This window comes from Enterobacter hormaechei ATCC 49162, assembly GCF_001875655.1.
GTDB lineage: Bacteria > Pseudomonadota > Gammaproteobacteria > Enterobacterales > Enterobacteriaceae > Enterobacter > Enterobacter hormaechei.
Genome location: NZ_MKEQ01000002.1, coordinates 544934 through 557669 on the forward strand (window position 1 = coordinate 544934; position 12736 = coordinate 557669).

Sequence of the window (12736 nt, forward strand, 5' to 3'; positions counted from 1 at the left end):
CAGTGAGTTAACGTCAGGCGCTTAACTGCGTCGGGCATGTTTTACGCCCAATTTGGGCCAGATGAGGCAACGAACGATGAGTGTAACCGGAATTGAAAAGCTGGAATTTGGCGTGGAAGACCTGACGCACTGCGCCAAATTTATGCGTGATTTTGGCCTGACGGGCGATGCCAGCGGCCAGCGTTTCACCACCCTGAGCGGCGCGCGCGTGGAGCTTAACCCCATCGACAGCCCCGACCTGCCGCCCGCGTTTGAAGCGGGCAACACCATGCGCCGAATGACCTGGGCGGTTGCCGCACAGTCAGATCTGGACGCGCTGCGCCCGAAGCTGGCGCAACAGCCTGGCTTTCGCGAAGTGGGCGACGCGCTGGAGTGCCTGGATCCGAACGGCATGACGCTGCGCGTGCAGGTCAGCCAGCAGACCGAGGTGGAGCTGAACGTCGAGCCGATAAACCAGTGGGGCGACGCCCGCCGTATCGATACCCCCAGCCCGGTTTACGATCGCGCCCAGCCGATCAACGTCGGGCACGTGGTGTTCTTCGTGGAAGAGCTGGCGGCAGTGGAGAAATTCTACCGCGAGGTGCTCGGCTTTCAGGTCTCGGACCGCTATATCAACCGCGCCGTGTTCCTGCGCTGTGGCGCGCGCGGCGGTCATCACAACCTGTTCCTGCTGCAACTGCCGAACCGCAAGCGCGGCCTTAACCACGTGGCCTTTACCGTACGCGACATCCACGAGGTGATCGGCGGCGGTATCGCGATGAATAAACATGACTGGAGCACCTTTATCGGGCCGGGCCGTCATCCGGTGTCGTCGGCGTACTTCTGGTACGTCAACAGCCCGACCGGCGGGGCGTTTGAGTATTACACCAACGACGATTACCTGACGGAAAACTGGCAGCCGCGCGAGCTGGAGCATTCGCTGGTCTCCTTTACCGAGTGGGCGGTGGAAGGCGGGATTGACCACGACACGCGCCGCCAGCAGAAAAAGCCGGAGGCGGTATGACGTCGCGCATTGTCATTATCGGCGGCGGTCAGGCGGGCGGCTGGGCAGCGAAAACCCTGCGCGATGAGGGCTTCGACGGCGAAATTTGCGTGGTGGCGGAAGAGGAATGGGATTTCTACGAGCGCCCTCAGCTGTCGAAAGCGTCTCTGCTGGAGCCGGACGCGGGGCTTCCGCGCCTGTTTAGCGACGAGGCACAGCAGGCCCTGAACCTGACCTGGTACCGGCCGCTGCGTGCTGAAGCGGTCGATCGCGATGAGAAAAAAGTCGTTCTTAGCAACGGCGAACAGCTTAGTTACAACATCCTTTTAATCGCTACCGGCGGGCGGGCGCGCCTGCCTTCGCAGGCGTGGGCCAGCCATCCGCAGGTCTATACCCTGCGCCACTGGCAGGACGCGCAGCGCCTGAAAGCGCGTCTCGCGGAAAGTCAAAAGCTGGCGATTGTCGGCGGCGGCTGGATCGGGCTTGAGATTGCCGCCTCCGCGCGCAAAAGCGGCGTGGCGGTCACCCTGTTCGAGCAGCAGCCTGCGCTGTGCATGCGCTCGGTGAGCGGCGAGGTTTCAAAGCGCCTGGAGGCCATCCACCGCGAACAGGGCGTGGAGATCCGTACCGGCTGCGGCGCGCTGGAGCTGGAGGACGATAACGGCCTGCCGGTCATCCACTGCGACGGCAACCGCGAAACCTTTGACGCGGTGGTGGTGGGGATCGGCGTCGATCTTAATCTTGAGCTGGCGCGCGACGCGGGGCTGAAAACCGGACGCGGGATCGTGGTGGATGCTCAGGGCCACACGTCGGATCCGTTCATCTTTGCCGCAGGCGATGTCGCCCAGCACCATCACTACGGCCTGTGCATCCAGTCCTGGGCCTTCGCCCAGAATCAGGCGGTGGCAACGGCGAAAGCGATGCTCAACCCGGATGCGCCAGGCTACGACGACGCGCCGTGGCTGTGGTCGGATCAATACCAGCACAATATTCAGATCCTCGGTATACCGCAGCCGGGAGGTAAAACGCTGGTGCGTGAAGATTCGCTGTTCTTCTCGCTGGACGAAAACGGGCGGCTGACGCAGCTGGTGGCGTTCAACGATGCGCGCACCGTGAAGCTGGCGAAGCGCTGGATGGCGGCGGGGCGGGATCTGTCGGACGTACCGCTTGCCGACCCGACTTTTTCACTGATGTCACTGCGATAGCTAACCCGCACCCGTAGGGGGAGAGATGACCACACTAGAGACTAACACCGCGCCCGTTGAGGCGAGCGGTGAGGGGACCTGCACGCCCGAAAAAGCGGTGCGCTGGGCCATCCCGCTGTCGCTGCTGGCCTGTGTGCTGCTGGCGTTTTTCGACAAAATCAGCATCGCGGCGCTCTTTTCTGATACCCATTTCCAGCAGGCGATGGGCATCGATTTCGATACCACGCGCCTCGGCATTCTGATGAGCGCCTTCCTGCTGAGCTACGGCTTCTCGTCGGTGTTTTTAAGCGGTTTAGGCGACAAAATCGCGCCGCTGCGTCTGCTCACCGGGATGATGGTGGTGTGGTGCGTGCTGATGGTGGCGATGGGCTTTACCCATAACTACACGCTGATGATCGTCCTGCGTATTCTGCTGGGCGTGGCAGAAGGACCGCTCTTCCCGCTGGCTTTCGCCATCGTGCGTCACAACTTCCCGCAGCATTTGCAGGCGCGCGCCACCATGCTGTGGCTGTTGGGCACCCCGGTGGGCGCGGCGATTGGTTTCCCGCTCTCCCTCTGGCTGCTGAACACCTTTGGCTGGCAGAGCACTTTCTTTGTGATGGCCATGCTTACCGTGCCGGTGCTTATCTTCGTGCGCATCGGTCTGCGCGGGATCCGCCTGGAGGCAAAACCCGGCACTTCACAGGCGTCTCAGGACGAGCGGCGCGCGGCACGGCGCGAGCTGTTTGTCAGCCCGCACTTCTGGATCATCTGCATCTTTAACATCGCGTTCCTGACCTACCTGTGGGGCATCAACGGCTGGCTGCCTGGCTACCTGATCAAAGGCAAAGGCATTCATCTGGAGCATGCAGGCTGGCTGTCGTCGATGCCGTTTATCGCCATGCTGGCGGGGGAAGTGATTGGCGCGTGGCTTTCGGACAGGGTCGATAAGCGCGCGGCGGCCTGCTTTATCTCGATGGCGGGGGCGGCGGTGGGGCTGGCGGCGGTAATGCACCTTGATACCCCGCTCGCCATCATCGCGGCGATGAGCTTCAGCACCTTTATGTGGGGCACCGGCGCACCTAACATTTTCGCCCTGCTGGCGAAGGCCACCCATCCCCGGGTGAGCGCTACGGCGGGCGGCATCTTCAACGGGCTGGGAAACTTTGCGGGCGCACTGTCGCCAGCGGTGATGGGCGCGCTTATCGCCTTCACCCACAGCATGGATTCCGGGCTGATTTTTCTGGCGGTGATGGCGGCGGTGGGCTGCGTCCTGTTACTGCCGCTGCTGAGACGTTACTGAGGAGAGTGTCATGACTGATTCAACCGTAACCCACAAAACCGGCATTAAACCTGACCATCTGACGATGGAAGAGTGGGTCGAGTCGCGCATCGCGCGCTTCGAAGGCCGGAAATACGACTGGAACGCGCTGAAGTTCCAGGCCGATTTTGACCCAAAATACCGCCGGGCGCAGATGCGCTACATCGGCACCGGCGCAACGGGCGTGGCGAACGACACCAACACCGTGCAGGCGGATCACTTTACCTTCTCCACCATGGTGCTGCCGTCGAAGTGCGAAGGGCCGCTGCACCTGCACGACGACGTGGAAGAGGTGTTCTTTATGCTCAAGGGGCAGATCACGCTGATGATCCAGGACGGCGACTGCTACACCGAAACCGTGCTGCGCGAGCGTGACCTGATCTCCGTCCCGCCGGGTATCTATCGCGGGCTGTTTAACCACGGGGAAGAAGAGGCGCTGATGTGCGTCATGCTGGGGACCAACAAGCCGGAAATCCCGACCTATCCGTCCGACCATCCGCTCTCGAAAGTGAAGCGGAACTAAGGGGGGCATGATGACGGGTTTTCGTGAACAGGGAAGCGGTATTCCGCTGATGCTGCTGCACGGGATCAGCTCCGGCGCGGCCTCCTGGCATAAGCAGATGGTGCTGAACGGTTTTCGCGTGCTGGCGTGGGACATGCCCGGTTATGGCGAAAGCCCGATGCTGGCCGTCGAGCGGGCGAACGCGGGGGATTACGCCGACGCGCTGGCAGCCATGCTTGACCGCGCGGGCGTCTGGCAGGCGGTGCTGGTTGGCCACTCGCTCGGCGCGCTGGTGGCCAGCGCCTTTGCCGCGAAATTCCCTGAGCGCGTCATCCATCTGGTGCTGGCGGATGCCGCGCAGGGTTACGGGCAGGCCGCGCCGGAGCAGCGGGAGCAGGTCTGGCGCAACCGCGAGCAGCAGATGGCGCTGGGTGGCGAGATCCTTGCCCAGACCCGCGCCGCGAAGCTGCTGCGCCCCGGCGCGCGCGCGGAAGATATCGCCACCGTCGCGGCGGGCATGCGCGCGCTGCGTTCCGAGGGCTACCTTGCCGCCGCGTGGATGCTGGCACACGACGACATCCACGGCTGGTTGAAGCGCTACTCCGGCACGTTTGAAGTCTGGTGCGGCGAGCAGGATGCCATCACACAGCCCGAGCTGGTACAGGGGCTGGCGCTGCGCTACGGCATGCCGTTTACCGCCATTCCGCAGGCCGGGCACGCCAGCTATCTCGATAACGACGCGTTTTTTAACCAACAGCTTTTACGCATTAACGAAGAGGTGCGCGATGAATGCACAAATTGACGGGCGTGTAGCGGTAGTCACCGGCGGATCTTCCGGCATTGGCTTTGAAACGCTGCGCCTGCTGCTGGGTGACGGGGCGAAAGTCGCCTTCTGCGGCCGTGACCCGGACCGGCTCGCCAGCGCTCATGCGACGCTGCAAAACGAATTCCCCCACGGGGAGATTTTCTCTTACCGCTGCGACGTGCTGAACGCCGACGACGTGCAGGCCTTTGCGGATGCGGTACAGGCGCGCTTTGGCGCGGCGGATATGCTGATCAATAACGCCGGGCAGGGCTATGTGGCGCACTTCCAGGACACCCCGCGCGAGGCGTGGCTACACGAAGCCGAACTCAAACTGTTTGGGGTGATTAACCCGGTCCAGGCGTTTCAGCCTCTGCTGGAGCAGTCCGACATCGCCTCTGTTACCTGCGTGAACTCCCTGCTGGCGCTACAGCCGGAGGAGCACATGATCGCCACCTCCGCCGCCCGTGCCGCACTGCTGAACATGACGCTGACGCTCTCGAAAGAGCTGGTAGGCAAAGGCATTCGCGTCAACTCCATACTGCTTGGCATGGTGGAATCCGGCCAGTGGCAGCGCCGCTTTGAAACGCGGGCGGACAAAAACCAGAGCTGGCCGGAGTGGACGGCGGACATCGCGCGCAAGCGCGGCATTCCGATGGCGCGCCTCGGCAAGCCGCAGGAGCCAGCGCAGGCGCTGCTGTTCCTCGCTTCGCCGCTGGCCTCGTTTACCACCGGCGCGGCGCTGGACGTTTCCGGCGGCTTCTGCCGCCATCTGTAAGGACACATCATGAAAAAGGTAATGTTGATTGGTTTTGGCGCCATGGCGCAGGCGGTGATTGAGCGCCTGCCTGCTGGCGTGGCTATCGGCTGGATCGTGGCGCGAGACTCTCACCATGCCGCCATTCACGACCAGTTTGGCGATGCGGTCGAGGCGCTGACGTCACCGACGGCGTGCGCACAAACGCCCGATCTGGTGCTGGAGTGCGCCAGCCAGCAGGCGGTGGCCCAGTACGGGGAAGAGATCCTGCGTCGCGGCTGGCATCTGGCCGTTATTTCCACTGGCGCGCTGGCGGACAGCGCGCTGGAGCAGCGCCTGCTCGCGGCGGGCGGCAAACTGACCCTGCTTTCCGGTGCGGTGGCCGGTATCGACGGTCTGGCAGCGGCGAAGGAGGGTGGGCTTGAGCGCGTCACCTATCAGTCGCGCAAAAGCCCGGCCAGCTGGCGCGGCAGCTATGCCGAGCAGCTTATCGATCTGAATTTGGTGTCAGAGGCAAAGGTCTTTTTTGAAGGCAGCGCCCGCGAGGCGGCGCGGCTGTTCCCGGCGAACGCCAACGTGGCGGCGACCGTGGCGCTCGGCGGCGTGGGGATGGATGAGACCCGCGTACAGCTGATGGTTGACCCGGCAACGAAACGTAACACCCACACGCTGCACGTGGAAGGATTGTTCGGCGAGTTCCATCTGGAGCTGAGCGGCCTGCCGCTGGCATCCAATCCTAAAACCTCCACCCTGGCGGCACTGAGCGCGGTGCGCGCCTGCCGCGAGCTGGCCCTGAGCTGAGGAGTGATGATGGACAATCTGAAGATTTTTATTGGCGGACAGTGGCGACACGGCGGCGGGAACCCGATGCAGAGCCACTTCCCGGCAGACGGAACAATCAACGCGACGCTGAACGCCGCCAGTCTGGATGATCTGGAGGAGGCGATAGCGGCAGGAGCGCGCGCCTGGCGCGAACCCGCATGGCGTAACAGCCTGCCGCATATGCGGGCGAAGATCCTGCATAAGGTTGCCGATCTCATTGAATCCCGCGTCGACGTGCTGGCGCAGATGCAGAGCCGCGATAACGGCAAGCCGCTGGCGGAAGCGCGCGGGCTGGTGATGAGCGCGGCGGGAACGGCGCGCTACTTTGCCGCCGCCTGCGAGCTGCTGGAAGGGGAACTCCCGACGCCGCGCCAGGCGGATCTGCTGACGCTGAGCCGCTACGAGCCGCTCGGCGTGGTGGCGGCCATCACGCCGTGGAACTCGCCGATTGCCAGCGAAATGCAGAAGGTCGCGCCAGCCATTGCCGCCGGGAACGCGGTGATCCTCAAGCCCGCCGAAGCCACGCCGCTGATGGCGCTGGAGCTGGCGCGGATATTTGAACAGGCCGGGCTGCCCGCCGGGCTGCTGAGCGTCCTGCCGGGCAAAGGCTCGGTAATTGGCGATGCGCTGGTGCGCCACCCTGAGGTGCGCAAAATTTCCTTTACCGGCGGCACCACCACGGGCCGTCATCTGGCGCACGTGGCGGCGGAAAAACTGATCCCGGCCTCGCTTGAGCTGGGCGGAAAATCCCCGACCATCGTGATGGAGGATGCCGATATCGAACAGGCCGCGCGCGGGATCTGCTACGGCATTTTCAGCTCGGCGGGGCAGGCGTGTATCGCCGGGTCGCGGCTGTTTATCCACGAAAGCCTGTACGCGCCGCTGATGGCGCGGCTGCTGGAGTTAACCCGCGGGCTGCGCGTCGGACACCCGTTTACCGACGGCGTTCATGTAGGACCGCTAATCAACGAGAAACATCGTCAGAGCGTGATCGAGTACGTCGAACTGGCGAAACGTGAAGGGGGCCGGGTGCTGTGCGGCGGCGAGATCCCCGCCGATCCCGCGCTGGCAAACGGCAGTTTCTTCCAGCCAACCATCATTGAAGGGCTGACCAACCGCGCCCGCGCCTGTCAGGAAGAGATCTTCGGCCCGGTGCTGGTGGCCATGCCGTTTCGCGATGAAGCCACGCTTATCCGCGAGGCGAACGACTCGGTTTACGGCCTGGCGGCGGGGATCTGGACGCGCGATACCGGACGCGCCCTGCGTCTCAGCGAGCAGCTGGAGGCAGGCACGGTGTGGATTAACACCTACAAAGTGTTTGCGATTTCGACCCCGTTCGGGGGCTTAAAAGAGAGCGGTCTGGGCCGCGAGAAGGGCATTCAGGGGCTGAAGGCCTGGATGCAACAAAAGAGCATTTATCTGGCGACGGGTAACAGCGTCAACCACTGGTGCGACTGAGAAAGGGTGAGCAATGAGCGAAATGATAACCGTCGGCGACGCCATCGCCAGAACGCTGGAGCAGTATCAGGTTGAGGCCATCTACGGCGTCATCTCCATTCACAACCTGCCGATCGCGGATGCGGTTGGGCAGCGGGGCACCATCCGCTTTGTGCCCGCGCGCGGCGAAGCCGGTTCCGTCACCATGGCCGATGCCCACGGACGTTTTTCCGGCCTCGGCGTGGCGCTGACCAGCACCGGCGCCGGGGCAGGTAACGCGGTAGGCGCGCTGGTAGAGGCGATGAACGCCTGCACGCCGCTGCTGCATTTAACCGGGCAGGTGGAGAAAGCCTGGCTGGACGCCGACACCGGGTTTATCCATGAGACCCGCGACCAGTTGACCTTCCTGAAAGCCAGCTCAAAACGGGCGTACCGGATCAGCAACGCGAATCAGGCGATAGCGATTCTGCATAAAGCCATCCAGGACGCGCAGACCCCACCGTGCGGGCCGGTCTCTGTGGAAATCCCGATTGATATTCAGGGGGCCAAAATTCCGCTGTCGCTGGTGACGAAGCCGGTGAAACCGGCTTCGGTTGCAGCTGTAGATCCCGCGACGGTTGACGCACTGTGGGCACAGCTCAAGCAGGCGAAACAGCCGCTGCTGTGGCTGGGGGGCGGGGCGCTGGGAAGCGCTGGTGCTGTGAAAACGCTGGCGGATGCAGGCGTGACGGTGATCTCCAGTACCCACGCGCGCGGCGTGCTGCCGGACGACCATCGCGCCAGCCTGCGCGCGTTCCACAATTCGCCGTCGGTGGAAGCGCTGATGGCGCAGTGTGATTTTACCCTGGTGGCCGGTTCACGCCTGCGCAGCAACGAAACCCGCTCCTGGACGCTGGAACTGCCGTCTCCGCGGGTGCAGATCGATATCGACCCGGCGGCAGCAAGCCGTAACTACCTGATGGATAGCACGTTGATAGCCGATTGTTCAGCGTTGCTTGGCGCGCTGGCTGAAAAAGCCCAGGGCCGGGAATGGGGCAACGCCCAGTGGGACGCGCAGGTACAGCAGGCGGTCGGGCAAGCTGAACAGGGGTTGCGCGAGCAGTGCGGCGTCTATGCGAAGCTTAACGACGCCATAGAAAAAGCGCTGCCGAAAGACGGCCTGCTGGTGCGCGATATCACCGTGTCCGGCAGCCTGTGGGGGAGCCGCCTGTTGAGGGCTAACGGTCCGCTGATGAACATACACTCTCTCGCCGGGGCGATTGGCATGGGGCTGCCGATGGCCATCGGCACCGCGATTGCCAACCCGCAGCGCAAGGTGGTGGGGCTGGTGGGCGACGGCGGCCTGAGCCTGAATTTAGGCGAACTGGCGACGCTGGCGCAGGAGAAAGCCAATGTGACGCTGCTGATCATGAACGACGGGGGCTACGGCGTAATGCGCGGCATTCAGGATAAATATTTTGGCGGACGGCAGTATTATAACGCGCTGCATACGCCGGACTTTACCCTGCTGGCGCAGGCGATTGGCCTTCAGGCCTGGAGCGTTGAGCGGGCCGAGGACTTTGATGCGGTCATGACAGAGGCGCTGGCGATGCCGGGGCCGTCGGTGGTGGAGGTGCGGATGGGGCAGATTGGCGCCCTTAAGTTTGCCGGGCCGCCACAGAAAACGCTGTACTGATTGAGCTTTGTTGCCCGGTAGCGCGGCGCGCACCGGGCCAGCGTATTATTTAATTCCGTCTGCCGCCATGCGGTCACGGATATGCTGCGCACGTTCAACGGAGGCCGGGTGATCGTCAAACATGGAACTCTGACGGCCTTCTTCCAGTTTCGCCAGTTTTTCGAAGCTGGTGGCTAAACCCGATGGATTGATGCCGCGTTTGCGCAACAGATCGTAAGAGTAGTCATCCGCTTCCGACTCCTGACGCTGGGAGAACTGGGAGTTCACCAGTTTCTCGCCCACATCGCCAAGCTGCGACTGGGACAGGCTGCCGACAATGCCACCCGCAGAGGCTGCCGCGGCACGCACGGCATTGGTGCCCAGCGCAACCTGCATCCCTTTCTTCACGTGACCCAGAGCAACGTGACCCATTTCGTGGCCGATTACCGCTTCCACTTCGTTGTCGGTCATCATGTCCATCAGGCCGCTGTAAACGCGGATACAGCCGTTCGCCATTGCGAAGGCGTTGACGTCTTTCGCCATGTACACCTTGTAGTTCACCGGCTGGCCGTTAATGTTGTCGCCCAGCGCGGAAGCAATCTTGTTCAGACGCTGCGTATAGGTGCTGTTAGCCGGGGCAAGCGTAGCTTTTCCATCCATATCCTTACAGGCCTGATCGCTCAGCGCTATGACCTGCGCATCGCTCAATGAGTAGGCCTGAAAAGCTTCTGCGCCTGAGGTCATCAGGCCGTTAGAATCCATATTCTGACAGCCGCTTAGCAGGAGCGTTGTTCCCACAGCCAGCCCGATTGCACGCATTTTCATGATGTTGCTTCCGTACTCGTTAATCTGAATTAATTCCGAAAAATGCACCGTCAACGAAGCCGGTGTCGGGCTAAGTATAAGGAATATCTACAGGGGCGGGCGAGCAGATTGCGCAACATGCGAGCATGATCCAGAGATTTCTTAAGCTGCAAAAGAATGCTCCATGTACATGCCCTGCGGCTTGGGTTACATTGTTGGCACTTTTTTCCGGCGTAGCCCAAAACGCGCTGTCGTCAAGGGCATGGCCTTTAACAGTCCGATCTGGAGTTAAAATGTCCTCACGTAAAGAGCTTGCTAATGCTATTCGTGCGCTGAGCATGGATGCAGTACAGAAAGCCAAATCCGGCCACCCGGGTGCCCCTATGGGTATGGCTGACATCGCCGAAGTCCTGTGGCGTGATTTCCTTAACCACAACCCTCAGAACCCGGCATGGGCTGACCGCGACCGTTTCGTGCTGTCTAACGGCCACGGCTCTATGCTGATCTACAGCCTGCTGCACCTCACTGGCTACGATCTGCCTATCGAAGAGCTGAAAAACTTCCGTCAGCTGCACTCCAAAACTCCAGGTCACCCGGAAGTGGACTACACCGCTGGCGTTGAAACCACCACCGGTCCGCTGGGTCAGGGCATCGCTAACGCTGTAGGTATGGCGATTGCAGAGAAGACTCTGGCGGCGCAGTTCAACCGTCCAGGCCACGACATCGTTGACCACTTCACCTACGCCTTCCTGGGCGACGGCTGCATGATGGAAGGCATTTCTCACGAAGTGTGCTCCCTGGCAGGTACCCTGAAGCTGGGCAAACTGGTTGCGTTCTATGACGACAACGGCATCTCCATCGATGGTCACGTTGAAGGCTGGTTCACTGACGACACCGCCGCACGTTTCGAAGCCTACGGCTGGCACGTTGTGCGCGGCGTTGATGGCCACGATGCTGACTCGATTAAACGTGCAGTAGAAGAAGCGCGCGCCGTGACCGACAAACCGTCCCTGCTGATGTGCAAAACCATCATCGGCTTCGGTTCTCCGAACAAAGCGGGTACTCACGACTCCCACGGCGCACCGCTGGGCGACGCGGAAATCGCACTGACCCGTGAAGCACTTGGCTGGAAACACCCTGCCTTCGAAATCCCGTCTGAAATCTACGCGCAGTGGGATGCGAAAGAAGTGGGCCAGGCGAAAGAAGCGGCCTGGAATGAGAAATTCGCGGCATACGCGAAAGCCTTCCCTCAGGAAGCCGCTGAATTCACCCGTCGTATGAAAGGTGACATGCCGTCCGACTTCGACGCGAAAGCGAACGAGTTCATCGCGAAGTTGCAGGCGAATCCATCTAAGATCGCCAGCCGTAAAGCATCGCAGAATGCGATCGAAGCGTTTGGTCCTCTGCTTCCAGAATTCCTCGGCGGTTCCGCTGACCTGGCGCCATCTAACCTGACCCTGTGGTCTGGCTCTAAGCCAATCAATGAAGATGCTGCCGGTAACTACATCCATTACGGTGTACGTGAATTCGGTATGACCGCGATTGCCAACGGTATCGCTCTGCACGGTGGTTTCCTGCCGTACACCTCTACCTTCCTGATGTTTGTTGAATATGCACGTAACGCCGTGCGTATGGCTGCGCTGATGAAACAGCGTCAGGTGATGGTCTACACCCACGACTCCATCGGTCTGGGCGAAGATGGTCCAACTCACCAGCCGGTAGAGCAGGTGGCTTCCCTGCGCGTGACCCCGAACATGAGCACATGGCGTCCATGTGACCAGGTTGAATCTGCGGTGGCGTGGAAATACGGCGTTGAGCGTCAGGACGGTCCAACCGCGCTGATCCTCTCCCGTCAGAACCTGGCACAGCAGGAGCGTACCCCAGAACAGCTGGCAAACATCGCGCGCGGTGGTTACGTGCTGAAAGATTGCGCAGGCCAGCCGGAGCTGATCTTCATCGCAACCGGTTCTGAAGTTGAACTGGCTGTAGCAGCATGGGAAAAACTGACTGCCGAAGGCGTGAAAGCGCGCGTGGTCTCCATGCCGTCTACCGATGCGTTCGACAAGCAGGATGCGGCTTACCGCGAATCTGTACTGCCTAAAGCGGTTTCCGCGCGTGTGGCAGTGGAAGCGGGTATCGCTGACTACTGGTTCAAATACGTGGGTCTGAACGGCGCTATCGTCGGCATGACCACGTTTGGTGAGTCTGCTCCGGCGGAACAGCTGTTTGAAGAGTTTGGCTTCACCGTTGAGAACGTTCTCGCTAAGGCGAAAGAACTGCTGTAATTGTTTGTCCGGTGCGGGCTGATGCCCTCACCCCGGCCCTCTCCCACAGGGAGAGGGAGTATAAAGTAGGCCGGGTAAGCGCTAGCGCCACCCGGCTTTTTTGTATGCACGATTCCTCAGACATGTAACTGCTCTGTAAATTATTCCACCCAAAATGTGACGCAAGTCATATAGCTCGCTTATTCA

Annotated in this window: 11 protein-coding genes; 10 read left to right on the top strand and 1 reads right to left on the bottom strand. The window is 61.5% G+C overall.

The genetic code is table 11. The features are described from left to right. The first annotated feature begins 76 nt into the window (after window positions 1-76). From BH712_RS21710 to BH712_RS21750, 9 genes are read left to right on the top strand one after another with little or no spacing between them, the layout of a single operon-like run. The gene (locus BH712_RS21710) at window positions 77-1003 is read left to right on the top strand and encodes a VOC family protein (protein ID WP_006811910.1); all 927 of its coding nucleotides are present in this window, start codon (window positions 77-79) and stop codon (window positions 1001-1003) included. Further along, complete coding sequence (locus BH712_RS21715) at window positions 1000-2187, top strand: NAD(P)/FAD-dependent oxidoreductase (protein WP_006811909.1); 1188 nt, start codon at window positions 1000-1002, stop codon at window positions 2185-2187. The genes BH712_RS21710 and BH712_RS21715 overlap by 4 nt, the downstream gene beginning before the upstream one ends. A gap of 25 nt (window positions 2188-2212) precedes the next feature. Further along, on the top strand, window positions 2213-3469 hold the full coding sequence (locus BH712_RS21720) for an MFS transporter (protein WP_006811908.1): 1257 nt from the start codon (window positions 2213-2215) through the stop codon (window positions 3467-3469). Window positions 3470-3479: 10 nt separating this feature from the next. Next, window positions 3480-4010, top strand: coding sequence for a cupin domain-containing protein (locus tag BH712_RS21725; protein WP_006811907.1), 531 nt, complete (start codon window positions 3480-3482; stop codon window positions 4008-4010). Window positions 4011-4020: 10 nt separating this feature from the next. Continuing rightward, window positions 4021-4791 carry an alpha/beta fold hydrolase gene (locus tag BH712_RS21730; protein ID WP_032674043.1) on the top strand — a complete coding sequence of 257 codons (771 nt, stop codon included), beginning with the start codon at window positions 4021-4023 and terminating at the stop codon, window positions 4789-4791. Then, window positions 4775-5569: an SDR family oxidoreductase gene (locus BH712_RS21735; protein ID WP_006811905.1), complete on the top strand. Its 795-nt coding sequence runs from the start codon at window positions 4775-4777 to the stop codon at window positions 5567-5569. Before BH712_RS21730 ends, BH712_RS21735 begins: the two co-directional genes overlap by 17 nt. 9 nt (window positions 5570-5578) lie before the next feature. Further along, window positions 5579-6349 (top strand): aspartate dehydrogenase, encoded by a 771-nt coding sequence (locus BH712_RS21740; protein ID WP_006811904.1) that lies wholly within the window; start codon window positions 5579-5581, stop codon window positions 6347-6349. Window positions 6350-6358: 9 nt separating this feature from the next. Beyond that, on the top strand, window positions 6359-7828 hold the full coding sequence (locus BH712_RS21745; protein WP_032674042.1) for an aldehyde dehydrogenase: 1470 nt from the start codon (window positions 6359-6361) through the stop codon (window positions 7826-7828). 13 nt (window positions 7829-7841) lie between these two features. Next, complete coding sequence (locus BH712_RS21750; protein ID WP_006811902.1) at window positions 7842-9482, top strand: thiamine pyrophosphate-binding protein; 1641 nt, start codon at window positions 7842-7844, stop codon at window positions 9480-9482. A 45-nt stretch (window positions 9483-9527) separates the two neighbouring features. On the opposite strand, the gene loiP is transcribed toward BH712_RS21750, so the two are convergent. Next, the gene (gene loiP / locus BH712_RS21755; RefSeq protein ID WP_032674041.1) at window positions 9528-10286 is read right to left on the bottom strand and encodes a metalloprotease LoiP; all 759 of its coding nucleotides are present in this window, start codon (window positions 10284-10286) and stop codon (window positions 9528-9530) included. Window positions 10287-10558: 272 nt separating this feature from the next. Here loiP and tkt point away from each other — a divergent pair, with 272 nt between their 5' ends. Then, window positions 10559-12550, top strand: a complete 1992-nt coding sequence (tkt, locus tag BH712_RS21760; RefSeq protein WP_006811900.1) for a transketolase — start codon at window positions 10559-10561, stop codon at window positions 12548-12550. Window positions 12551-12736 lie beyond the last annotated feature (186 nt).